Raw genomic sequence first — 24,107 nt, 5'->3', positions numbered from 1 at the left:
AGGCCAGTCTATTTTGTTTTGATTGAACGTTCAATCAATAAAGAATAAGCTCTGCGACAATTTGTGCCATTGACAGTTTTTCAGGCGGTCGAGAAGGCACGGATTGACACCCCAGGAAATCGTGTAACCCCCGGAAAACAAGGCGTTGACGGGCGTGAGCGATGCGAAATGCAGATTCTGCCGTACGGCCATTGGTCCTGCGACAGGCCCTTGGAGCGGGCGGGGTGACCTGTGACGAATGCGCGCACCTGCGTTGAGGCGTGGCATTTTCAGCGGGCCACCTGTCTGTTTTTGGCAACGTATCGATTCGGGATCACGGTTTCCAGGGTTCATTTATAACACCTGATGCAGTGGGGATATTCCACCAATTGCTCGGGAAAGACTGATTAGCCTCCACAGCCGCACTGCCCGGAGCATTCGTGCAATGAGTTCTGCCTCACTTATCAAGCCCCCCGCCGAGAGGGTACGGGTCAACCGCGTGGTGTTCTTCACCTCTGCGCTGATGATCCTTGTTCTGACTGCCTTGCTGATCGCTGCACCCGAAACCGCCGGCCAGGTGCTGGGCGTGGCCCAGAAGTGGCTGACGCGCACCTTCGGCTGGTACTACATGCTGGTCATTTGCGGATACCTGCTGTTCGTCGTCTACCTGGCTTTCTCCGACTACGGCAGCCTCAAGCTGGGTGGCAAGGACGACCAGCCGGACTTCAGCTATGGCGCCTGGGCCGGCATGCTGTTCTCGTCCGGTATCGGTATTTCGCTGCTGTACTTCGGCGCCTCCGAGCCGTTGGACCACTATTTCAACCCACCGGAAGGCACACCGGCCAGCCTTGAGGCCGCGCGCCAGGGCTTGCAGCTGACCTTCCTGCACTGGGGCCTGCACGGCTGGGCGATCTATGCCCTGGTCGGCCTGGCCGTGGGTTACTTCGCTTACCGCCACAACCAGCCGCTGGCACTGCGCTCGGCGCTGTACCCGCTGGTGGGCGAGCGTTGGGTCAAGGGTGCTGCCGGCAATGCCGTCGACATCTTCGGCATGTTCGTCACCCTGCTTGGCCTGGTGACCAACCTGGGTATCGGCTCGATGCAGGTATCCTCGGGCCTGGAATACCTGTTCGGCATGGACCACAGCAAGACCAACCTGCTGGTGGTGATTCTGGTCATGGCCGGTGTGGCCACCGTGGCTGCGGTCTCGGGTGTGGAGAACGGCATTCGTCGCCTGTCCAACCTGAACATCGTGCTGTTCAGCGGGCTGCTGATTTTCGTATTGCTGGGCGGCGAAACCCTGCACCTGCTCAATGGTCTCGTGCAGAACGTCGGCGACTACCTCAACGGCATCGTGCTGAAAACCTTCGACCTGTATGTGTATGAAGGCGAAGCCGGCAAGTCCGAGCGCTGGTTGGGCCTGTGGACCGTGTTCTACTGGGCCTGGTGGATCTCCTGGGGCCCGTTCGTCGGCATGTTCATTGCGCGTATCTCCAAGGGTCGTACCGTGCGCCAGTTGGTAATGGGCGTGCTGCTGATTCCGCTGGGCTTCACCCTGGCCTGGCTGTCGATCTTCGGCAATACCGCATTGGACCTGGTGATCAACCAGGGCGCTGTGGAGCTAGGCAAGACTGCGCTGGAACAGCCGTCGATGTCGATCTACCAGCTGCTGGAATACTTCCCGGCAGCCAAGATCGTCATTGGTGTGGCAGTGTTCGTCGGTTTCGTGCTGTTCCTCACCCCGGCCGACTCCGGCGCGGTGATGATGGCCAACCTGTCGTGCAAAGGCGGCAAGGTCGACGAAGACGCCCCGCACTGGATGGTGGTGTTCTGGTCCGTGGTTATCACTCTGGTGACCATCGGCCTGCTGTTCGCCGGTAACTTCGAGGCCATGCAGACCATGGTCGTGCTGGCGGGCCTGCCGTTCTCGGTGGTGCTGGTGCTGTTCATGTTCGGCCTGTACAAGGCCATGAAGCAGGACGTGGTGATCGAGCAGGAGCGCGCTGAACTGGCCGCCCGTGGCCGTCGCGGCTTTAGCGAGCGCCTGACCCAGCTGGAACTGCAGCCCACCCAGGCCGTGGTGCAGCGCTTCATGGACAAGCAGGTCAGCCCGGCGTTGAAAGAAGCCGCAGCGCAGCTGCAGACGTTGGGCTTCGAGGTGGAAACCCGTGTCGGCCAGTCGCGCAACCTGATGGGCTTGCGGGTGATGATGGAAGAAGGCAACCCGTTCGTCTACGAAGTGAGCCTTGATGGCTATATGGCCGCGCCGAGCGAGGCGCCGGTCGAGGGTGAGCCTGAACTGCGCCAGCGCTTCTACCGCGCCGAGGTCTACCTGCATGACGGCAGTCAGGAATACGACCTGATGGGCTTTGTCCCAGACCAGATCGTGCGTGATGTGCTCGATCAGTTCGAGAGCCATCGCCAGGTGCTTGGCCGCGTTTATAGCTGAATGCCCGGCAGGCCGCCGCACTGCCAGGTGCCGCGGCCTGCCAGCAGCAATATGTAGCACCTCGTTCGATAACATCTCCAGGACGCTTTGTGGTTCATTCCATAACGAGTCCTGGTCATGCCCGCCACTCACGCGCACAACCTCAAACACGCAGTCGCCACCCAGTTCGCCAGCCGTCCCACGCTCCGCCAGGTTGTAGGCGAACAGGTCATGAAGGTGATCCTGGAGCACTATCCTCTGGTTGGCGTGCATCGCCCTGAAATGGCCTCGGCTGCACCGCTGTACCTGATGTCCCTGCAGCCGGATGGTGTCTGGCACCCTCAGCCGCTGGTGGATGTGGTGCTGCAGGCCCTGCTTGAGGCTAAACCACTGGACCTCACCCCAGCGGGTGACTACCGCCTTAGCCTGAACCCGCCCCGGCGCTTTTTCGCCATCGAGTCGAGCCTTGAAACTGCCGAGGGCGATTTGATCGAGCCCGCGCGCCTGACCGATGGCCTCAACGCGTTGCTGCCGGTGCTGCTTTGGCACTTCCAGCGAGCGCAGATCGACTATTGGAACGGCGACGCCACGATCGACCGCGACCTGTGGTTGCAGCAGTTGTTGCGCGCCAACCTGCTCGATGGCCTGAAAGACGAAGCGCTGGACGACGAACAACGCAAGCTGCTGCGTGACCTGATGATGGGTAACCGTACCGGGCTCGATGTGCAGCTGGTGCGGGTTGCGTTACGTGAGGGCGAAGACACTTTCCATGAGCTGTTGCCCGGTTTGCTGATTACCGCCTCCAGTGAAGTTCGCGAACTGACACTCTGGTGTTCTCCCGAAGGTCTGGTCCGCAGTTACGACCCCCAGGCCGCGTTCGTCACGGCGTTGCAAATGCAGATGGCTGGACGTTACCGGTTTGATGAGTTGAGCTGGCAAGGCCTGACTGTGGAGGGCGACGCTTTCGCCCTGTACAGCGCCTTGTTGCTGGAAATCTTGCTCGAGCGCGTTGCCCGCCTGCGCTGGAGCGCGATCGACAGCGTCGACCAACTGGAGCATTACTGCCATGTGGCCTGCGACCCCGCGTCCTTTTTTGCCGAGTTCAGTGACTATGGCGCCGGTGGGTTGGGCCTGGCGCTTCCCAAGGGCCTGTCGCGAGCCGATACGGATAGCCAGACCGCCTATCTGCAAGCCATGCTCGACTTGTCGCTACTGCAACAGCACAGCCCAGCCCAGGGCATTCAGGACGGTCTGCCGGACTTGCACACCTATGCGGCGACGCGCCTGCGCGAGGAGATGCTGCATGACCACCCGGTAGACGCCAATTACTTCCCTGACGACCTTATCCTCACTGTCGAGACCTTTGTCAGTGACGGTCACGGGCTGGGCTTCGGCCAGAAGACCGGTGAAAAGAAGCTGACCTTGACGCAACTGGCGATCGGCCGCCTGGATGCCACCGCAGGAGGGGTGGTGACACATATCGCGCACCGGGAAAACCAGCTGATCATGAAGTGGATGACTATTGATTACGTCCGTGAGCTGGTGCAGCGAGTCGACATCGGCGGCAGTTATCCACGTCATGTACAGTCGATGCTCGATCGCTCGGCGAGCCGGGCCGAACACATCTCGGCATTTGCCATACGCTGGCGTATCACCCTGATGTTCGATGCTGCGCGGGCGCGGGCAGTCAAGCGGCTCGACAAGTTCGCCTACGGCGCCCTGGCAGAATTCTGCCGTAGTGGCCAGGAAGGTGCAGCGGCTGTGCGGATTGCACCGCTTGCGTTCAAACGCTCGCCGACATCAGAGAGGGTCGACGTGGCGCATGGTTTCTACGTGATCGAACTCATCGAGCTGGGGGCTCATCTGTTGTATTGCCCGCTGTACACCGACAAGGCGCTGATTCAGTTCGACAGCGCTCAGGCGCTGTTGGATGCGATCAGCCGCCCGGGGGCGTTGCAGGACAGCGTGCTGCTGTGGATCGAGCAAGCTCAGCGCGCGGTCTACGACAATGGCGGCTTCCGGGAGCCGCACCTGCCCCAATGGCTGCTCGACCCTTACACCCTCCCGGCGAAACCGCAGCCTGTTCAGTTGGCGCTGCAGTTCTGGGCGCAGGACGTGGATCGGCAGATGTTCGAAGCCAAGGGCCGGATGTTGCTGGAGCTGGCGGATCGCAGCGCCATGAGCAACAGCGAGGTGCGCTGGCGGCTGGTCACGGCATTTTCCTGGGAGCTGCTGAATGTTGTGTTTCCGGTGTTACCGGGGCCGCTCACCTCGGTTGCCTGGCTCTACATCGGCATGCGCAGCTTGATCAACGATGTGCATGGCCTGGCCAGTTCGCATTTCGACGAGCGCATCCAGGCGATGGTCGATGTGCTGAACAACACCTTGCTGGCACTGATACACCTGCAGACGCCGAAACTGGCAGCGCCGCCCGTCTCTGGCGACCTGCCGCCATCGCTGCTCCAGGGGCCACCTCCAGGCAACGGGACCGAGTTGGCGAGCCTTTCCACAGCAACGCGGGAGCCCAGTACCTCGGTCGACAGGCTGCAGGCGATGGCTAACACCCACCTCGACTTTTCCTGGCGTGGGGCTGGGGGGCTCAACGGCCTGTCGAGTGCCCAGCGCGGTCAAATGCGGGCGTTGGCGACCAGCGTTTCGCTGGCGGGGCGTGAACCGCAGACGCAGGGCGTGGCTGCTGGCCTGGTGCGGATTGGGGATGATTTCTATGTGTCTCTGGACGGTGATGTCTACCGAGTCAGCCTTGATAACGCAGCGTTTCGCATCATCGGTCCGGACGGCACGGTTGGGCCATACCTGATGCGCGACGGCAATGTCTGGCACCTCAATAATTCGCGATTGCACGGTGGCAATGATCGCTCCGGCGAGTTGGCCCGCGAGCGACTGCGCAAGAAGCTTAGCGGACCGATCGCCAAGGCTCAGTCCGAGATAGAGCGGCTTCTCTTGGCCGCGGAGGCTGCCACGAAGGATTTCAACGCGTTGAGCGAGCAGGTTGTCGGTTTGCGTGATCCGGTAAAGAAAGTCGAGGATCGGTTGCAAAAGGCGCCACCAACCGACCCGGGCGAACGTGCGCAATTCGAGCAGGCTACCGAGTTGTTCAAGCGCAAACTCCAGCAGTTGCACGAGCAGACGAATGCGCTGCGCACCCGGCGCCTGGCGTTGAACGACAGTCTATTCCAGGGGTATCTCGAGGCTGAACGCAACATTATCTACGTGCTCGACAAGGCGAGCGCTTCGACGCAGGGCGGCAGCGTGAGAGATCAACGGATACTCTTGGGCCAGGTCCGCAAGAACCTGATCAGCTTTGGCATGTTCTTCATTGATGAGCTCCTGGCCTTGGGTGGGTTCAGGGAATACGACCAACTCACCAATGCGCTCAATGAGGCACCGCCAGAGAAACAGGCCGAGTTGTATGCCAGGTTCCGGACGATGTTGGAGAAGTTGCTTGAAGAGCAGCCCAGGATCATCAATGTCTCCAGCCAGCTGGATCGCCTGTTGGCCATCACCGATATCGACATGCAAGTGCCTTACGTCAATACCACGCTGACCGTTTCGAGCATTATCGCCAGCCGCAAGACGACCACGATCAACATCCGGTTTTTCCAGGCCATGGGCCTGGTCGAGCTGGCCCTGCAGTGGCATAAAGGCACGCCTACCCAGCACTACATGATCTTCCGCCATGCGCTCGCCAGTCAGCGTCTGCGGGTGGCCGCACAAACGCATCATCTGCTGATGTTCTGTGATTTGCCTGTCGCCGAACGAATCGAGGTGCTGCAAAGTGCGTGGGACGAATACCTCGCGGCGATTCTCAACGCCGAACGGATCAAGACACTCGGTAGCAAGCTCATCGATGTCCAGCGCCTTGAGGCCTACAAGCAACAGATGGTGGAGCTGAAAAGCATAGCCGGTGAGGCGTTGGTCGAGGCCATGCGCGAGCAGGCGGACGGGCAGGTCCGAGGCACACGTCGTGCGGTCTATTCACGAAAGAGCCTGCAGGTGGCCCACACACGGGCTGGTCAGATAGTCATTGGCAGCGAATCGGTAGTCGACGGGCAGGCTGTGCTGCAAGTTGTAGCGGCTTTCAACAAGAGCGCGCTGCATCGCTTCCAGAAGCAGGGAAACACCTGGGTTGAAGAGGTAGCCGCGGGAGAACCGGAACCGCAGTCGCGGAATTCTACGCCGGACTCCGAAAGGAACAACCGGGAACTGGCCGAGGCCATGCTGGCACAGAACGAAAATGTCATCGCTCAAGCCAGAGCCCTGGTTGCCAAGGATGCTGACGACATGGGCCTGATGTCGATGCTGGACGGCCAGATCAACGAAGTGGCCGAGCTGCGGGAACAGCTCAGCGATGCCGACGCAGAGCACGCGCTGCTGGCAGGCATGGACGATGCGTTGATTCAGTTGCGCCAGGCCCGCCGCGACTGTTTGGTAGCGCTTTACAGCAAGACGCGCTACCCAGGTTCCAGAGGGCTGAATTTTCTCCATCAGCAGGGGTTGCTCGCCGTGGAATATGTCGGGCCTCGGCAGGTGGTCTCCGATGGCTATCTGGACGAGTACCGGATCAGCCTGTTGCGGGCTCCCGGCGAGGCCAAGGGTAGACCCTTGTGGGCCGCGCATTTCCACTTTGCCGACTCGCAGGCGGCGCCCACGGCGTTTGGCAAAGGCCATCTGAAGCTGTGGAGCCAGCGCAAGATGGGGTATCGCGAACAAATGATGGCCGCGAGCGAGGGGCAGGTACTGAGCATCTATCGAGGTAACCTGACCTATGCGCAGGCCAAGGATGTGATCCCGTTCAACCTCTGAACAGTTGCACTTTCAGCCCAGTGGTAACCCGTGATCGGCAACGCTAGCGATTGCTGTAACGGCCATGCTTACCGTGTGCAGGCATGGCCTGGTTGCCCCGTGTGGCGATCATCTGTTGCAGCGTGATCAGTTCGATACCCAATTGCTTGAGCCGTGGAATCTGCCTTTCCAGCACCGCTAGCGTTTGCGGGTAGGGGTGGCCGATCAACACGGCCGAGCCTTGCTTGCGGGCCAGCGCAATACCCTGTTGCAGCTGAGCGTCGATGGCTTCCGGTGTGCGCACGTCATCCAGAAATACATCCCGCGACACATGCGCCACATCGTGTGCTTGAGCCTCGGCCGCGGCGACCGTGGCGGCGCTGGTGCGGCTGTCGACGAAGAACAGTTGGCGCCGCTGCAGTTCGCCCATCAACCACGCCATGGGTTCACGCTGTGCGGTCATGCGGCTGCCCATGTGGTTGTTGATGCCGGCGGCGTAGGGCACCTTGACCAATGCTGCGTCCAGGCGCCGCGCCAGTTCTTCGATGGCGATGCCCGGGTGCCAGGCATAGGGCCCGGTGGCCGGGTCCATGGGCATGTGCAGGATCACCGTCTTGCCGGCCTTGTGCGCCTGGCGTGCGAAGTCGGTGGCATGGGGGGTGTCGGGCATGATCGCCATGGTTACCGGCCCGGGCAGCGCCAGGGTTCGGCCGTCACGCTCGGGGCTCTGGCCCAGATCGTCGATGATGATGCTCATGTAGGCGTTGTTGGCCGGCGCCGCTTGCGCGATTCCGGCCATCAGGCAAAACAACAGACACAGCAGATAACGCATAGGGTAGATCAGTCGCCCTTGGTGATGTTCAGGCCTTTGAGCAGGCTCAGAGCCTGGCTCAACTGGAAGTCGTCATCCTGCGGGCGTTCCTTGCGCTTGCTGCTGCCGGTCGGGCGGTCGGCGCCGCCGTTGCCGTTGCCCAGGTGGCCCTGCAGGTCGGCCTCCTTGAAGCTTTCGGTGTCGGCCTCGGCGGTGAGCTTGGCCTGGCGCACTTCGATGTCCGGGACGATGCCCTGGGCCTGGATCGAACGGCCGTTGGGGGTGTAGTACAGCGCAGTGGTGAGCTTCAGGGCGCGGTCGTTGGCCAGTGGCAGCACGGTCTGCACCGAGCCTTTGCCGAAACTGTCGGTGCCCATCAGCACGGCGCGCTTCTGGTCCTGCAGGGCGCCGGCGACAATCTCCGATGCCGATGCACTGCCACCGTTGATCAGTACCACCAGCGGCACGCCTTCGCTGGCATCGGCCGGGTCGGCCGAGAATCGCAGCTCGGAGTTGGCGATGCGGCCCTTGGTGTAGACGATCAGGCCTTTGGTCAGGAAGTGGTCGGCTACTTCCACTGCCGACTGCAGCACGCCGCCCGGGTTGTTGCGCAGGTCCAGCACTACCCCGCGCAGCTTCTTGCCGTTGTCCTTGCGCAGCTTGGCCAGGGCCTTGCCCACTTCGTCACCGGTCTTGACCTGGAACTGGGTGATACGGATGTAGCCGTAATCGTTCTCCAGTAGCTGGCTCTTCACGCTCTTGACCTGAATGACTGCGCGGCTCAAGGTCACGTCAAACGGGGTGCCGCCGTCGCGCACCAAGGTCAGGGTGATTTTCTCGCCGACCTTGCCGCGCATCTTGTCGACCGCCTCGGTCATGGTCTGGCCGCGGGTCGGGGCGCCATTGATCTTGACGATCAGGTCACCAGCTTGCACGCCGGCCCGCGAGGCAGGGGTGTCGTCGATTGGCGAGACCACCTTGATGAAGCCGTCTTCCTGGCCTACTTCAATGCCCAGCCCGCCGAACTCGCCGCTGGTGCTTTCCTGCAGCTCCTGGAAGTCCTCGGGGCCAAGGTAGGCCGAGTGCGGGTCAAGGTTACTTAGCATGCCCTTGATGGCGTTCTCCAGCAGGGTCTTGTCGTCTACCGGTTCGACGTAGGCGGCCTTGATACGGTCCAGGACCTCGGCGAAGGTGCGCAGTTCTTCCAGCGGCAGTGGCGCCTTGGCGGTCACCTCGGTGGCTGGCACTGCGGCGACCTTGGCCGGCTCTGCGGCGGTGGCCAGGGGCGCGCCGACCGCCAGGGCGATGGACAGGGCCAGCTGGGTGAGACGAGGCGAGTGCAGCATGTCGAACGAACTCCTGATCCTGTAGGTGCTCCTTGGGGAGCATCGGTGCAGCACTCAAGCTGCGCCGTAGAAATTTGACTAGCCTCGGCACCACTGCGAAGGGTCGGTAGGGCGGCCCTGCTGGCGGATAGCGAAGTACAAGCCTGCCGCTTCCTGGCCACCGCTGTTGCCAACGGTGGAAATGGCCTCACCGGCCTTGACGATATCACCGGCATTCTTGAGCAGGCTCTGGTTGTGGCCGTACAGGCTCAGGTAACCGTTGCCATGGTCGAGAATGACCAGAAGCCCGGCGCCGCGCAACCAGTCCGCGAATACCACACGCCCGCCGTGCACGGCACGTACCTGAGTGCCCGGTGTGGCGCTGATCATCACCCCGTCCCACTTGGCGCGGGCGTCGCTGCCGCGGGCATCACCGAAGCGTGCCAGCAGTCGACCATTGACTGGCCATGGAAGTTTGCCTCGCGCAGCAGAAAATGCGCCGCCGTAGTTCGCGCCATCGCTGGAAACCATCGGCCCGAGGGTGGTGCGGGCCTTTTTCGGCGGCTCCGCTGGCTCACGGGCCTGGTCGCGGGCAGCCGCAGCGGCCAGCGCTTCCTGCTTGCGGCGCTTTTCCGCTTCCTGCTGCGCCAGCAGGGCCTTCTTGCGCGCTTCTTCAGCTTCACGGGCCTGGCGGGCGAGTGTTTCCTCGATGGTTTTCAGGACCTTGGCCAGGTCGGCCTGGTCCTGTTCGCGCGCTTGCAACTTTTGACCGCGGTCCTTTACATCGCTGTTGAGCTTGGCCAGTACCTGCTGGCGCTTGGCGCGCTCGGTTTCCAGCTCTTGACGGCGGCTGTCGAGGTCGGCGCGCTGGGCCAGCAGCTGTTGTTGCTGGCTGGAAATTTCCTGTTCGACGTTGGCCAGTTGGCGCAAGGTCTCGTTGAAGGTGCGCAATTGCTCCAGGCGCGCCTTGCTCAGGTAGTCGTAATAGGTGAGGGTGCGGGCGAACTTCTCGGGGTTCTGCTGGTTGAGCAGCAGCTTGAGGTATTCCTCGCGACCGTTGTTCTGGTAGGCCGAGCGGGCCTGAATGGCGATCAGTCGTTGTTGTTCAACGCGGGCGCTCTGGAGTTTTTTTTTCTCGGTATCAAGGCGCTCCAGCTCGCCTTCAGTCTTTTTTAGTTCTTGCTGCAGGGCCTCCACCTGCTTTTCGAGGTTACCGATGTCGGTTTCGGTGGTTTTGAGGTCCTTTTGCACACCGGCCTTTTCTTCCTGGAGCTTGCTCAGCGTCTTCTTGAGCTCGGCAATGTCCTGGCGGGTGGCATCCAGTTGCTGCTGGGTCTGCGCGCGCTCATCGGCGAAGGCCGGGCTGAGCAGGCAAGACAGGGCTAGGAGGATCAGGGCGCGAAGCATGGGGTTTGGCGTACCAAGGATGGAGACTGGCCTAGTATGCCCGCGTGGGCAGGCAAAAAAAACGCCTCGCTGCGGATGCAGGGGGGCGTTTGTCTGGAATTCATGTGCAATTGGGGCTGCAACGCAGCCCCTTTCGACATTCAGGCGTCGACCAGAATCGAGGTGCCGGTCATTTCCACCGGCTTTTCCAGCCCCAGCAGCTTCAGCATGGTAGGCGCCACGTCGGCCAGCACGCCGCCCTCACGCACTTTCACGTTGCGCTTGCCCACATAGATGAACGGTACCGGCTCGGTAGTGTGTGCGGTGTGCGCCTGGCCGGTGCACTCGTCTTCCATTTGTTCGACGTTGCCGTGGTCAGCGGTGATCAGTGCTTCGCCGCCCACCTTGTCCAGCGCGTCGACAATGCGCCCTACACAGGTATCCAGTGCTTCGACGGCCTTCACCGCGGCTTCGAACACGCCGGTGTGGCCGACCATGTCGCCGTTGGCGTAGTTGACCACGATGACGTCGAAGCGCTGCTGTTCGATGGCTTCGACGATGCGATCGGTCACTTCCGGTGCGCTCATTTCCGGTTGCAGGTCATAGGTGGCGACCTTCGGCGACGGGATCAGGATGCGCTCTTCGCCTTCGAACGGCTCTTCGCGGCCACCAGAGAAGAAGAAGGTGACGTGGGCGTATTTCTCGGTTTCGGCGATGCGCAGTTGGGTCTTGCCGTTTTTCGCCAGGTATTCGCCCAGCACGTTGTTCAGGCTGGACGGCGCAAAGGCCGCCGGTGCCGGAATCTTCGCCGAATACTGGGTCAGGCCGATGTACGCCGCCATCTTTGGCAGGCGCGCACGGGCGAATTCCGTGAAGTCTGGCTCTACAAATGCACGCGACAGTTCGCGAGCACGGTCGGCGCGGAAGTTCATGAAGATCACGGCATCGCCATCTTCGACCTTGACTGCTTCGCCAATGCGCGTGGCTTTTACGAATTCGTCGCTCTCGTCACGGGCATAAGCGGCTTCCAGGCCTGCCAGAGCCGTGTCAGCGGTGTACTCGGCAGCGCTGTCGACGATCAGGTTGTAGGCGGCGCTGACGCGGTCCCAGCGGTTATCGCGGTCCATGGCGTAGTAGCGGCCGATCAGGCTGGCGATGCGGCCCTTGCCCAGTTTGGCGAAGGTGGCGTCGAGCAGTTCGATGGACGACTGCGCGCTGCGTGGCGGGGTGTCGCGGCCGTCGAGGAAGGCGTGCAGGTAGATCTTTTCGGCACCACGCTGCGCGGCCAGTTCGGCCATGGCCACCAAGTGGTCCTGGTGGCTGTGTACGCCACCATCGGACAGCAGGCCGAGGATGTGTACGGCCTTGCCAGCACTGGCTGCCTTGTCTACAGCACCGGTCAGCACCGGGTTTTCAAAGAACTCGCCGTCGCGGATGGCCTTGGTCACCCGGGTGAAGTCCTGATAGACGACGCGACCTGCGCCGAGGTTCATATGACCGACTTCGGAGTTGCCCATCTGCCCGTCCGGCAGGCCGACATCCATGCCCGAGCCGGAAATGAGGCCATGCGGCTGGGTGGCGCACAGGCGGTCATAGACCGGTTTATTGGCGGCAAAGATGGCGTTGTGTTCGGGGATATCGCTATGGCCGAAGCCATCCAGGATAATCAGGACCAGAGGTTTGGGCGTGCTCGTCATCAATCAAACTCACGGTTGTTCAAAGATGATAAAGACACGCATTTTAGGGCAAATACGCCACCCGCGGCGAATATTCGTCCCATTCCACCGACCGGCGCACCTGTGCTAGCAACATGAAGGTGGTTTTGTGGCCGGCCCGCCGGGCTTTGGTGGCACCAAGGGGCTGTGTATACTGGCCGGCATTTTCAATCGCCTGGAACACCGCTGATGGTTGCTCACCTGATTCAATTCGCGACAGATCACTACATCCTGGTTGCGATCTTCCTCATTCTGCTGGTCCTGTTGCTCATCAATGAAATTCGTCGTGGTGGCCAGAGCCTGACTAATGGCCAACTGACAGCCCTGGTCAATGCCGAGAAGGCCCTGGTGATCGACATTCGCCCGGCCAAGGAATACTCCGCTGGTCATATCGTCGGTGCGGTGAACATCCCGCAGGACAAACTGGCCAACCGCATGACCGAGTTGGGCAAACATAAAGAGAAGACCCTGATTGTCGTCGACGCGATGGGCCAGCAGTCCGGCACTATTTGCCGCGAGCTACTCAAAGCTGGTTACAACGCCGCCAAACTGAGCGGTGGCGTTTCCAGCTGGAAAGCCGATAACCTGCCCCTGGTGAAGTGATATGAAGCCTGTCATCGTCTATTCCAGCGACTACTGCCCCTACTGCATGCGCGCCAAGTACCTGCTCGAGAGCAAAGGCGTGGCCTTCGAGGAAATCAAGGTCGACGGCAAGCCGCAGGTTCGCGCCGAGATGAGTCAGAAAGCCGGCCGTACGTCGGTGCCGCAGATCTGGATCGGCAGCACCCATGTCGGTGGATGCGATGACCTCTATGCCCTGGAGCGCGCCGGCAAGCTCGACGCGCTGCTGGCGGCCTGATTTGCACTGCATTCAAAAACATTAGGATAAGGATCTGACATGACTGACCAACAGACCAACGGCGCTGCTGCAGAAGACAACAGCCCGCAGTTCTCCCTGCAACGCATCTATGTGCGCGACCTGTCGTTCGAGGCCCCGAAAAGCCCGCAGATCTTCCGTCAGACCTGGGAGCCAAGCGTTGCCCTGGACCTGAACACCAAGCAGAAATCCCTGGAAGGCGACTTCCATGAGGTCGTGCTGACCCTGTCGGTTACCGTCAAGAACGGTGACGAAGTGGCTTTCATTGCTGAAGTGCAGCAGGCCGGTATCTTCCTGATCGCCAACCTCGATGCGCCTTCGATGAGCCACACCCTGGGTGCGTTCTGCCCGAACATCCTGTTCCCTTATGCCCGTGAGGCCCTGGATAGCCTGGTGACCCGCGGTTCGTTCCCGGCGCTGATGCTGTCGCCGGTCAACTTCGACGCCCTGTACGCGCAAGAAATGCAGCGTATGCAGGAAGCGGGTGAAGCGCCGACTGTGCAGTAATAACTGCCTGTATCCAGAAAGCGCCTCTCGGGGCGCTTTTTTGTTGCCTGTGCGGGCCTCTTCGCGGGTAAACCCGCTCCTACAGGGGATCGCGCCGTTTCCTCGGCTTGTGTAGGAGCGGGTTTACCCGCGAAGAGGCCCGTACGGGCAAAACATCAGCTCCCGGCAAACCCGTTCTGCCGCCACGCCTCATACACCGTCACCGCCACGGTATTGGACAGGTTCAGGCTACGGCACCCCGGCCGCATCGGCAGGCGCAGGCGATGCTCGGCCGGCAGGCTGTCCAGCACCTCGGCCGGCAACCCGCGGCTCTCTGGCCCGAACAGGAAGGCGTCGCCCGGCTGGAAGGCCACTTCGTGGAACGGGTGCGAGCCCTTGGTGGTAAAGGCGAACAGCCTTGGGTTGCCAAGGCTTTCCAGGCATCTGGCCAGGCTCTCGTGGCGCTTGAGCGTGGCATACTCGTGGTAGTCCAGCCCTGCGCGGCGCAGGCGCTTGTCATCCAGTTCGAAGCTGATGGGTTCGATCAGGTGCAGGGCGCAGCCACTGTTGGCGCATAGACGAATGATGTTGCCGGTATTCGGCGGAATTTCTGGTTGAAAAAGGATGACGTGAAACATGCACGGCTCCAAGCGTGAAGATGACGGGCATTCTACCCCTGAACCGGACGTGCGTTCGAAGGCCTTCCCACGGGTGATGCTGTCGTTGGCGATCGTCGGCTTGATGGTGGGGCTGATGATCGGTCGCCTGACTACGCCTGACGAGCGCGAGCTGCAGCAGGTGCAGGTGATGCAGGATGGCCTGGAGCTTTGGTTCAACGAAGAGCCCAAGCTGCATGGCGAGAACGTGGAAGGGACGGTGGCGTTGCTGTTCCAGGCCCAGGGCAAGGCTCAGCAAGGGCAGCTTAGCCTGCTGGGCAAGCCGGTGAGCTGGCGGATACAGCACAGCAAGGAAGGTTTGTTGCTGACGGTGGTGGCCGCGCGCCCCCTGCACGGCGAATGGGCCGGTGCAGAGGACGCTGGGCGCTGGCGGGTGCAAGTGAAACTGCACGAATAAAAGAGGGGATATCCCGGCCTGCCTGTACCAGGGTCCCCGAAAGGGGTACTGCGTATAAAGGGGGGATGTCCCGGCCTGCCTGTACCGAGGTCCCCAAAACGGGCGGTGCTGCGTATAAAAGAGGGGTTCACCCGGCCTGCCTGTACCAGGGCCCCCGAAATTGGAGATGTATTGCTTATTGCAGGGGGCGTGCCAGTTTTGCAAAGCCCGTGAATACTGGGCTTTGAGGACGAATTGGCCGGCTTTTGAGGGGATTTGTGCCTTCGTGAGGTGCATCGGGCACAGGATCGGTGCATCGGGGGGCTGAAATGACTGGGGCCGCAAAGCGGCCCCAGAGGTCTACGGATTAACCCGGAGCTCAGTGGTCATCACCTTCCTCATCATCCCCTCCCGCCACATTCATCCCCAATTCCTTGATCTTGCGCGTCAGAGTGTTACGCCCCCAGCCCAGCAACAGCGCGGCATCCCGCCGGCGTCCGGCGGTATGCTTGAGTGCCGTCTCGATCATGATGCGTTCAAAGCTCGGCACTGCGCTGTCCAGCAGGTTGGTCTGGCCGCGCGTTAACGCCTGGTCGGCCCACTGGCGCAGGGCCTGCTCCCAGTTGGTTACCGGCGCGGCGTCTTGTGGCAGGTTCAGCAGTTCTGGCGGCAGGTCGCCGATCAGCACTTCACGGCTGGAGGCCATCACGGTAATCCAGCGGCAAGTGTTCTCCATCTGCCGCACGTTGCCCGGCCATGGCAGGTTGCGGATGAACTCTTCAGTCTCCGGCTTGAGGATCTTCGGCTCGACTGCCAGCTCCTGGGCGGCCCGGGCAAGGAAGTGGCGGGCGAGGGCGGGGATATCTTCGCGGCGGTCGGCCAGGCGCGGAATATGGATGCGGATCACGTTCAGCCGGTGGAACAAGTCCTCACGGAACTTGCCGGCCTGCACCAGTGACTCCAGGTTCTGGTGGGTGGCGGCGATGATGCGCACGTCGACCTTGACCGGCACGTGGCCGCCCACGCGGTAGAACTCGCCATCGGCCAGTACACGCAGCAGGCGGGTCTGGGTGTCGGCAGGCATGTCCCCGATTTCATCGAGGAACAGCGTGCCGCCATCGGCCTGCTCGAAACGGCCGCGACGCAAGTTGGCAGCACCTGTGAAGGCACCTTTCTCATGGCCGAACAGCTCCGACTCCATCAAATCCTTGGGGATGGCGGCCATGTTCAGGGCAATGAACGGCGATGCTGCGCGCGGGCTGTGCCGGTGCAGGGCGTGGGCCACCAGTTCTTTGCCGGTGCCGGACTCGCCGTTGATCAGCACGGTGATGTTGGAGTGGCTGAGGCGTCCGATGGCGCGGAACACCTCCTGCATCGCCGGGGCTTCACCAATGATTTCCGGGGTGCGCGCCAGGTTCTGTGGCACATCCAGGCCTTGCTGCTCCTGGGCGTGCTGGTTGGCGCGCTTGACCAGCGATACCGCTTCGTCGACGTCGAATGGCTTGGGCAGGTACTCGAAGGCACCGCCCTGGTAGGAAGCCACGGCGCTGTCCAGGTCGGAGTGGGCGGTCATGATGATGACCGGCAGGCGTGGGTGCTGCTCGCGGATCTGCGCCAGCAGGTCGAGGCCGCTGGTGCCAGGCATGCGAATATCGGAAATGATCACGTCGGGTTGCTGGCGTGCCAGGCGCCCCATGACACCGTCTGCGCTGTCGAAGCTCTGGGTGGTCATGCCTTCCTGTTGCAGGGCTTTTTCCAGGACCCAGCGGATGGAGCGATCATCGTCGACGATCCATACGGTTTCACTTCGGCTCATGAGGCGGTGGCTCCTTGTTCCAGAGGCAGGTAAATCGAGAAGGCGGTATGGCCTGCGTGGCTTTCACACTCGATCAGGCCCTGGTGCTGGCTGATGATGTTCTGGGTAATGGCCAGGCCAAGCCCGGTACCGTCCGGGCGGCCACTGACCATGGGATAGAAGAGGGTGTCCTGCAGTTCTGGCGGGATGCCCGGGCCGTTGTCGATGATCTCTACCCGCGCTACCAGGCGGTGACGAACGTGGCCGATGGTGAACTGGCGCAGGGCGCGGCTGCGCAAGGTGATGCGACCCAGGCGCAGTTCATTCTGCGAGCTGATCGCCTGCATGGCGTTGCGCACGATGTTGAGTACGGCCTGAATCATCTGTTCTCGGTCGATCAACACGTCCGGAAGGCTTGGGTCGTAATCGCGCACCAAAGTGATGCACCCCTGGCTTTCGGCATCGACCAGGCTGCACACCCGCTCCAGCACTTCGTGAATATTGGTCATGGCCAGCGACGGCAGCTTGTTCGAGCCGAGCATGCGGTCGACCAGGTTACGCAAGCGGTCGGCCTCTTCGATGATCACATTGGTGTAGTCGCGCAGCCCTTCCTCGGGCAGTTCGCGGGCCAGTAGCTGGGCCGCTCCGCGGATGCCGCCAAGGGGGTTCTTGATTTCGTGGGCCAGGCCGCGCACCAGCATCTTGGTGGTTTCCTGCTTGCTCAGTTGGGCCTCTTCCTTGGTGATGCGCAGCAGCCGGTCCCGCGGATGCACTTCGAGCAACAGCAGGGTCTGGCCTTGATGCAGTATCGGCGTTACCGCGTAGTCGACGGTGATGGTCTGCCCGGTCAGCGATGTGAGCTGCGCTTCACGCTTGGTGAACGGGTGCGCCTGCTCGACCGCCTGGCGCAGCGAGCTGAGCGCTTCGGTCGATTCGGTGAACAGCTCGCTGATGAATTGCCCATGGCTGCGCTGGCCACTGACGGCCAGCAGCATTTCTGCGGCCGGGTTCATGTACTCCAGGCGCAGCTCGGCGTTGAGCAGCAACGTGGCGGTGGTCAGGTTGTCCAGAAGCAGACGGTGCTGTGCATCGCTGATGGTCATAAGGCGTCGTTGACCTCTTTTGGCGCTTGCCTGGCACTGCTTTGGCCAGGGCCGGACGCGGGGTGGATCCACTGATGCGAGACTCTGGAAAAGAAAATGCAAGAAACAAACCAAAGCTCCGAAAAGAAGCGGGATTTGCCGATAAAGGCCTGAATCTGCGCAAATTCGGACCATAAAGTCTTGATGAAACGTTTAATTTGAACCAGATTGGGGAGCAAATGAGGGCATGGTATGAATTGGTGCACCAAGATAGAGCATAGCGTGACAGGCGGGGTTGCAGTGCTTCTGCTTGGTGCGCAGAAACGAAAACGGCCTCCCGGAGGAGGCCGTTGTGATATGTCATCGGCGCGAGGCGCCAATCAGATCAGCAGCTGTAGTACAGCTCGTATTCCAGCGGGTGTACGAAGGTGCGGACCTTGATTTCTTCTTCGCTCTTCAGCTCGATGAAGGCATCGATGAAGTCGTCGGAGAACACGCCGCCCTTGGTCAGGAACGCACGGCCTTTATCCAGCTCTTCCAGAGCTTCTTTCAGGCTGCCGCACACTTGCGGGATGTTCTTGGCTTCTTCTGGCGGCAGGTCGTACAGGTTCTTGTCGGCCGCGTCGCCTGGGTGGATCTTGTTCTGGATGCCGTCCAGGCCAGCCATCAGCAGGGCCGCGAAGGCCAGGTACGGGTTGGCCGATGGGTCCGGGAAGCGTGCTTCGATACGGCGGGCTTTCGGGCTGCCAACGTAAGGAATACGGATCGAGGCGGAACGGTTGCGAGCCGAGTAGGCCAGCATTACCGGGGCTTCGAAGCCTGGAACCAGACGCTTGTAGGAGTTGGTCGACGGGTTGGTGAAGCCGTTCAGGGCCTTACCGTGCTTGATGATACCGCCGATGAAGTACAGAGCGGTGTCGGACAGGCCGGCATAGCCTTCACCCGAGAAGGTGTTCTTGCCGTCTTTCCAGATCGACATGTGCACGTGCATGCCCGAGCCGTTGTCGCCGTACAGTGGCTTCGGCATGAAGGTGGCGGTACGGCCGTAAGCGTCGGCAACGTTGTGCACGACGTATTTCAGCGCCTGTACTTCGTCAGCCTTCTTCACCAGGGTGTTGAACTTGACGCCGATTTCGTTCTGGCCGGCAGTCGCCACTTCGTGGTGGTGAACTTCAACGGTCTGGCCCATTTCTTCCAGAGCGTTGCACATGGCAGTACGGATTTCGTGGTCGTGGTCGAACGGCGGAACCGGGAAGTAGCCGCCTTTCACGCCTGGACGGTGGCCTTTGTTGCCGCCTTCCACGTCAGCGCCGGTCATCCACGAGCCCTGCTCGGAGAAGATCTTGAACATCGAGCCGGAGATGTCCGACTGGAACTTCACTTCGTCGAAGATGAAGAACTCAGGCTCTGGGCCGGCGAATACGGTGTCACCGATGCCGGTGCTCTTCAGGTACTCTTCGGCGCGCTTGGCGATTGCACGTGGGTCGCGATCGTAGCCCTGCATGCTCGACGGGTCGACGATGTCGCAGGTAATGATCAGGGTTGGCTCTTCGGTGAACGGATCCAGAACGGCGGTTTCGTCAACCGGCATCAGGATCATGTCGGAGGCTTCGATGCCTTTCCAGCCAGCGATGGAGGAACCGTCGAACATCTTGCCGACTTCGAAGAAGTCTTCGTCCAGCGCATCACGCGACGGCATGGTCACGTGGTGCTGAGTGCCTTTGGTGTCCGTGAAACGCAGATCAATCCACTTGACGTCATGATCTTTGATGAGTTGAACCGACTTCGACATGTTGTCCTCCGGATGGTCTAGAGCGCGGTGGGCCGCTGCCCTGGAAAAAGGGTGTTGCCGGGCGCGGATAGTCGGCCAAGCTTACCTGCCTCACAAGGGAGCAAATTGCATGCCAGTGCCCGAAAATGGCGAGGTTGGGATAAAAGGGGGCGTTTGCGGGCATTTGGCGTTGGGGTAGGCTGAGAAAGTGCACTCTTAAGATGCGAATTTTGGAGGTGGCGCACCATTAGGGTGCACGCCTTGGTTTTTGTGGTGCCCGTGAGACCGAGCGCCGCCCGCGCGGCGCATCGCGAGCAAGCTCGCTCCTACATCTGTTTCGGGCCAATTATTTCTGGGGGATTTGCGCGCGAACGCCTTGGCGCATGGCGCGATATCGCGTCGTACAAACAAGGCGGTCGCGCGCGCCTGTCGCAGGCGTAACTGGCCCGAAACAGACGTAGGAGCGAGCGCAGCTCGCGATGCGCCGCGCGGGCGGCGCTCGGTCTCACGGGCACCAAAAAATCCGGCTCTGACATTTATCTCAAAGCTTCTGATCAAAAGTTGGTCAAATCCTGAGCAATTTCCGATATAATTCGCGCCCCTCATTTTCGGCAGGCCCTGCGCGCGCTGTTAACCAATGAAACTTATCGTCAAAGTCTTCCCAGAAATCACCATCAAAAGCCGGCCGGTGCGCAAGCGCTTCATCCGCCAGCTTGGCAAGAACATCCGCAACGTGCTCAAGGATCTCGACCCTGAGCTCGCGGTAGATGGTGTCTGGGACAATCTCGAAGTGGTTACCCGCGTCGAAGACGAAAAAGTCCAGCGCGAGATGATCGAACGCCTCACCTGCACGCCGGGTATCACCCACTTCCTGCAGGTTGAGGAATACCCGCTGGGGGACTTCGACGACATCGTCGCCAAGTGCAAGCACCACTTCGGCCACCTGCTGGCCGGCAAGCACTTCGCCGTGCGCTGCAAGCGCGGTGGCCACCATGACTTCACCTCGATGGATGTCGACCGTTATGTCGGCAGCCAACTGCGCCAGCAGTGTGGCGCCGCCGGGATCGAGCTGAAAAAGCCTGAAGTGCTGGTGCGCATCGAAATCCGCGACCAGCGCCTGTACGTGATCCACAACCAGCACAACGGCATCGGCGGTTATCCGCTGGGCGCCTTGGAGCAGACCCTGGTGCTGATGTCCGGTGGTTTCGACTCCACCGTTGCGGCCTACCAGATGATGCGCCGCGGCCTGATGACCCACTTCTGCTTCTTCAACCTCGGCGGCCGTGCCCACGAGCTGGGCGTGATGGAAGTGGCCCACTACCTGTGGAAGAAGTACGGCAGCAGCCAGCGTGTACTGTTCATCAGCGTGCCGTTCGAAGAAGTGGTTGGCGAAATCCTCAACAAGGTCGACAACAGCTACATGGGCGTGACACTCAAGCGCATGATGCTGCGAGGCGCCGCCCATATGGCCGACCGCCTGCAGATCGACGCGCTGGTGACAGGCGAAGCGATTTCCCAGGTGTCCAGCCAGACCTTGCCGAACCTGTCGATCATCGACTCGGCCACCGACAAGCTGGTGCTGCGCCCGCTGCTGGCCAGCCACAAGCAGGACATCATCGACCAGGCCACCGAAATCGGTACCGCGGACTTTGCCAAGCACATGCCGGAATACTGCGGCGTGATCTCGGTAAACCCGACCACCCATGCCAAGCGTCACCGCATGGAGCACGAAGAAAAACAGTTCGACATGGCCGTACTGGAGCGCGCTCTTGAGCGCGCCAAGTTCATTTCCATCGATCATGTGATCGATGAGCTGGGCAAGGACATTGAAATCGAGGAAGTGGCCGAGGCGCTGCCTGGCCAGATCGTCATCGACATTCGCCACCCCGATGCCCAGGAAGACGAACCTCTGGTGCTGGAAGGTATCGAGGTCCAGGCCATGCCGTTCTACGCCATCAACAGCAAGTTCAAGCATCTGGACCCTACGCGCCAGTACTTGCTGTATTGCGACAAGGGTGTGATGAGCCGTTTGCACGCACACCACCTGCTCAGTGAGGGACATGCCAATGTGCGTGTTTATCGTCCGACATAAGATGCCGGGGCTGTATGGCGGCAGTATTCGCCATCGCCCTCCCGACCGCCGGGCCCGCTGAGCCTTAAACAGTACATATTGGCCGCCTACACTGGGCGGCAACCGAATCCTCTGATCGAGATACACTTGTGATCGAAAATCTGCGTAACATCGCCATCATCGCCCACGTTGACCATGGTAAAACCACTCTGGTCGACAAACTCCTGCGTCAGTCCGGCACTCTGGAGCGTAACGAGCTCAACGACGAGCGCGTCATGGACTCCAACGACCAGGAAAAAGAGCGCGGTATTACCATTCTGGCGAAAAACACCGCCATCAACTGGAACGGCTACCACATCAACATCGTTGACACCCCCGGCCACGCCGACTTCGGTGGCGAGGTTGAGCGTGTAATGTCGATGGTCGACTCCGTGCTGCTGCTGGTCGACGCCCAGGACGGCCCGATGCCGCAAACCCGCTTCGTGACCAAGAAGGCCTTCGAAGCCGGCCTGAAGCCAATCGTCGTGATCAACAAGGTTGACCGCCCAGGCGCGCGTCCTGACTGGGTTCTGGACCAGATCTTCGATCTGTTCGACAACCTCGGTGCCACCGACGAACAGCTGGACTTCAAAGTGGTCTACGCCTCGGCCCTGAACGGCATTGCCGGCCTGGACCACACCGCCATGGGCGAAGACATGACCGCGCTGTACCAGTCGATCATCGACAACGTACCAGCACCGTCTGTTGACCGCGAAGGCCCGTTCCAGATGCAGATCTCCGCACTGGACTACAACAGCTTCCTCGGCGTTATCGGTGTTGGCCGCATCGCCCGTGGTCGCGTCAAGCCGAACACCCCGGTTGTCGCCATCGACACCAACGGCAAGAAGCGTAACGGCCGTATCCTGAAGCTGATGGGTCACCACGGTCTGCACCGCGTTGACGTCGAAGAAGCCCAGGCTGGCGATATCGTCTGCATCAGCGGTTTCGATGAGCTGTTCATCTCCGACACCCTGTGCGCCCCGGATGCGGTAGAAGCGATGAAGCCGCTGACTGTTGACGAGCCGACTGTTTCGATGACCTTCCAGGTCAACGACTCGCCGTTCTGCGGTAAAGAAGGCAAGTTCGTCACCAGCCGTAACATCAAGGACCGTCTGGACAAGGAGCTGCTGTACAACGTTGCCCTGCGCGTTCAGGAAACCGATTCCCCTGACAAGTTCAAGGTTTCGGGCCGTGGTGAGCTGCACCTGTCGGTGCTGATCGAAACCATGCGTCGTGAAGGCTTCGAAATGGCCGTGGGCCGTCCTGAAGTGATCATCCGCGAAGTCGACGGCGTGAAGCAGGAGCCGTTCGAGAACGTCACCATCGACATCCCTGAAGAATCCCAGGGCAAGGTCATGGAAGAGATGGGGCTGCGTAAAGGCGACCTGACCAACATGGTTCCGGATGGCAAGGGCCGCGTTCGTCTGGAGTACAACATTCCAGCCCGTGGTCTGATCGGTTTCCGTAACCAGTTCCTGACCCTGACCAACGGTGCAGGCATCCTGACCTCGATCTTCGATCGCTACGACACCATGAAGTCGGGCCAGATGTCCGGCCGCCTCAACGGCGTACTGGTTTCGGTCGAGACCGGCAAGGCACTGACCTACTCGCTGGAAACCCTGCAGGCTCGCGGCAAGCTGTTCGTTGAACACGGCCAGGAGATCTACAACGGTCAGATCATCGGCCTGAACAGCCGTGACAACGACCTGGGCGTGAACCCGACCAAAGGCAAGAAGCTCGACAACATGCGTGCTTCGGGCAAAGACGAAGTCATCGCCCTGGTACCGCCAGTTCGCCACACCCTCGAGCAGGCCCTGGAATTCATCCAGGACGACGAGCTGTGCGAAGTGACTCCTAAGTCGATCCGTCTGCGCAAGAAGATCCTGGACGAAGGCGAGCGTACCCGCGCAGCCAAGAAAGCCAAGAACTGAGTTAGCTCAGGCTGAATAAAAACGCCCCCGGTCGAAAGGCCGGGGGCGTTTTTTTGTCTGCAGGATTTGTGTTGGTCCTTTCGCGGGCAAGCCCGCGAAGAGGCCAGAACCGGCTGACGGTCAGCGCCCAACCACCTTGGGCTTGTAGGCGCAATACCCCGGCCGCGGCCCGACCTTGGGATGGTTGCGGCAGGTATCCGGACGCTTGTCATAAATGGTGCACAGGCGGCTTTTACGATCCAGGTACATGCAGTCGTCGTTGCTCATCCGGGTCAGGGTGAAGATCCCCGACTTCTGGTTGAAGCGCTCGATGATGCCTTCTTTTTGCAGACGTTTGGCCACGTTCTTGGGTGGTTCGTCTTTTTCGAACTCGTCGACCACGCCGATACGGATCAGATCCTTGATCTTCACCTCTACCGGCAGGGTGCAGCAGGTCGAATGGCAGCCGTGGCACATGTGGCTGGCGTAGCGCTGCCAAGTCTCCAGGCGGTCGACTTCGGCGGCGGCGATCAGGGTCGTTTTCATCTTTATAGGGTGGATCACGGTCTTGGGGCG

17 protein-coding genes are annotated in these 24,107 nt (G+C 60.9%); 8 read left to right on the top strand and 9 right to left on the bottom strand.

Annotated elements, in window-relative coordinates:
- Window positions 1-481: 481 nt before the first annotated feature.
- Together AC3B5Q_RS24130 and AC3B5Q_RS24125 are read left to right on the top strand one after the other, a co-directional pair.
- Window positions 482-2,428 (top strand): BCCT family transporter, encoded by a 1,947-nt coding sequence (locus AC3B5Q_RS24130; protein ID WP_232786958.1) that lies wholly within the window; start codon window positions 482-484, stop codon window positions 2,426-2,428.
- Window positions 2,429-2,545: 117 nt separating this feature from the next.
- Window positions 2,546-7,231: a dermonecrotic toxin domain-containing protein gene (locus tag AC3B5Q_RS24125; protein ID WP_488392764.1), complete on the top strand. Its 4,686-nt coding sequence runs from the start codon at window positions 2,546-2,548 to the stop codon at window positions 7,229-7,231.
- A 43-nt stretch (window positions 7,232-7,274) separates the two neighbouring features.
- Here AC3B5Q_RS24125 and AC3B5Q_RS24120 read toward each other — a convergent pair whose 3' ends face one another.
- The 4 genes from AC3B5Q_RS24120 to gpmI all read right to left on the bottom strand — a co-directional run bounded on the left by AC3B5Q_RS24120 (window position 7,275) and on the right by gpmI (window position 12,429).
- Complete coding sequence (locus AC3B5Q_RS24120) at window positions 7,275-8,042, bottom strand: divergent polysaccharide deacetylase family protein (RefSeq protein WP_330508626.1); 768 nt, start codon at window positions 8,040-8,042, stop codon at window positions 7,275-7,277.
- 8 nt (window positions 8,043-8,050) lie between these two features.
- A complete protein-coding gene (locus AC3B5Q_RS24115; RefSeq protein ID WP_021783709.1) occupies window positions 8,051-9,367 on the bottom strand; it encodes a S41 family peptidase in 1,317 nt (438 codons plus the stop codon).
- A 78-nt stretch (window positions 9,368-9,445) separates the two neighbouring features.
- Complete coding sequence (locus tag AC3B5Q_RS24110) at window positions 9,446-10,753, bottom strand: murein hydrolase activator EnvC family protein (RefSeq protein WP_021783710.1); 1,308 nt, start codon at window positions 10,751-10,753, stop codon at window positions 9,446-9,448.
- Window positions 10,754-10,893: 140 nt separating this feature from the next.
- Window positions 10,894-12,429, bottom strand: a complete 1,536-nt coding sequence (gpmI, locus tag AC3B5Q_RS24105) for a 2,3-bisphosphoglycerate-independent phosphoglycerate mutase (RefSeq protein ID WP_084850222.1) — start codon at window positions 12,427-12,429, stop codon at window positions 10,894-10,896.
- 207 nt (window positions 12,430-12,636) lie between these two features.
- Between gpmI and AC3B5Q_RS24100 the strand changes: the two genes are divergently transcribed.
- The 3 genes from AC3B5Q_RS24100 to secB are packed head-to-tail and all read left to right on the top strand — an operon-like array spanning window position 12,637 to window position 13,831.
- Window positions 12,637-13,050 carry a rhodanese-like domain-containing protein gene (locus AC3B5Q_RS24100; protein ID WP_010955605.1) on the top strand — a complete coding sequence of 138 codons (414 nt, stop codon included), beginning with the start codon at window positions 12,637-12,639 and terminating at the stop codon, window positions 13,048-13,050.
- Window position 13,051: 1 nt separating this feature from the next.
- Window positions 13,052-13,306 (top strand): glutaredoxin 3, encoded by a 255-nt coding sequence (grxC, locus tag AC3B5Q_RS24095; protein ID WP_003249204.1) that lies wholly within the window; start codon window positions 13,052-13,054, stop codon window positions 13,304-13,306.
- 39 nt (window positions 13,307-13,345) lie between these two features.
- The gene (gene secB / locus AC3B5Q_RS24090; protein WP_003249206.1) at window positions 13,346-13,831 is read left to right on the top strand and encodes a protein-export chaperone SecB; all 486 of its coding nucleotides are present in this window, start codon (window positions 13,346-13,348) and stop codon (window positions 13,829-13,831) included.
- Window positions 13,832-13,986: 155 nt separating this feature from the next.
- Here secB and trmL read toward each other — a convergent pair whose 3' ends face one another.
- The gene (gene trmL / locus AC3B5Q_RS24085) at window positions 13,987-14,448 is read right to left on the bottom strand and encodes a tRNA (uridine(34)/cytosine(34)/5-carboxymethylaminomethyluridine(34)-2'-O)-methyltransferase TrmL (RefSeq protein WP_021783712.1); all 462 of its coding nucleotides are present in this window, start codon (window positions 14,446-14,448) and stop codon (window positions 13,987-13,989) included.
- Here trmL and AC3B5Q_RS24080 point away from each other — a divergent pair.
- Complete coding sequence (locus AC3B5Q_RS24080; protein WP_021783713.1) at window positions 14,447-14,884, top strand: hypothetical protein; 438 nt, start codon at window positions 14,447-14,449, stop codon at window positions 14,882-14,884. The two genes, trmL and AC3B5Q_RS24080, sit on opposite strands and share 2 nt — an antisense overlap.
- Before the next feature lie 358 nt (window positions 14,885-15,242).
- Here the strand turns inward: AC3B5Q_RS24080 and ntrC are convergent, their stop codons facing one another.
- The 3 genes from ntrC to glnA form a co-directional block, all read right to left on the bottom strand.
- On the bottom strand, window positions 15,243-16,679 hold the full coding sequence (gene ntrC, locus AC3B5Q_RS24075) for a nitrogen regulation protein NR(I) (RefSeq protein WP_021783714.1): 1,437 nt from the start codon (window positions 16,677-16,679) through the stop codon (window positions 15,243-15,245).
- A complete protein-coding gene (glnL, locus tag AC3B5Q_RS24070; protein ID WP_003249215.1) occupies window positions 16,676-17,761 on the bottom strand; it encodes a nitrogen regulation protein NR(II) in 1,086 nt (361 codons plus the stop codon). Before glnL ends, ntrC begins: the two co-directional genes overlap by 4 nt.
- Window positions 17,762-18,125: 364 nt before the next feature.
- Window positions 18,126-19,532, bottom strand: a complete 1,407-nt coding sequence (glnA, locus tag AC3B5Q_RS24065) for a type I glutamate--ammonia ligase (RefSeq protein WP_021783715.1) — start codon at window positions 19,530-19,532, stop codon at window positions 18,126-18,128.
- Between the two features lie 616 nt (window positions 19,533-20,148).
- Here glnA and thiI point away from each other — a divergent pair.
- Both thiI and typA read left to right on the top strand, forming a co-directional pair.
- Window positions 20,149-21,603 carry a tRNA uracil 4-sulfurtransferase ThiI gene (gene thiI / locus AC3B5Q_RS24060; protein WP_003249221.1) on the top strand — a complete coding sequence of 485 codons (1,455 nt, stop codon included), beginning with the start codon at window positions 20,149-20,151 and terminating at the stop codon, window positions 21,601-21,603.
- Window positions 21,604-21,731: 128 nt separating this feature from the next.
- Window positions 21,732-23,552 (top strand): translational GTPase TypA, encoded by a 1,821-nt coding sequence (typA, locus tag AC3B5Q_RS24055; protein ID WP_021783717.1) that lies wholly within the window; start codon window positions 21,732-21,734, stop codon window positions 23,550-23,552.
- Window positions 23,553-23,672: 120 nt separating this feature from the next.
- On the opposite strand, the gene AC3B5Q_RS24050 is transcribed toward typA, so the two are convergent.
- The gene (locus AC3B5Q_RS24050) at window positions 23,673-24,077 is read right to left on the bottom strand and encodes a YkgJ family cysteine cluster protein (protein WP_049870388.1); all 405 of its coding nucleotides are present in this window, start codon (window positions 24,075-24,077) and stop codon (window positions 23,673-23,675) included.
- Between the last annotated feature and the right edge of the window lie 30 nt (window positions 24,078-24,107).

Source organism: Pseudomonas sp. D5(2026), assembly GCF_057766845.1.
The sequence above is the reverse complement of the archived record's forward strand: the minus strand, read 5'-3'. Positions and strand labels throughout refer to the sequence as shown.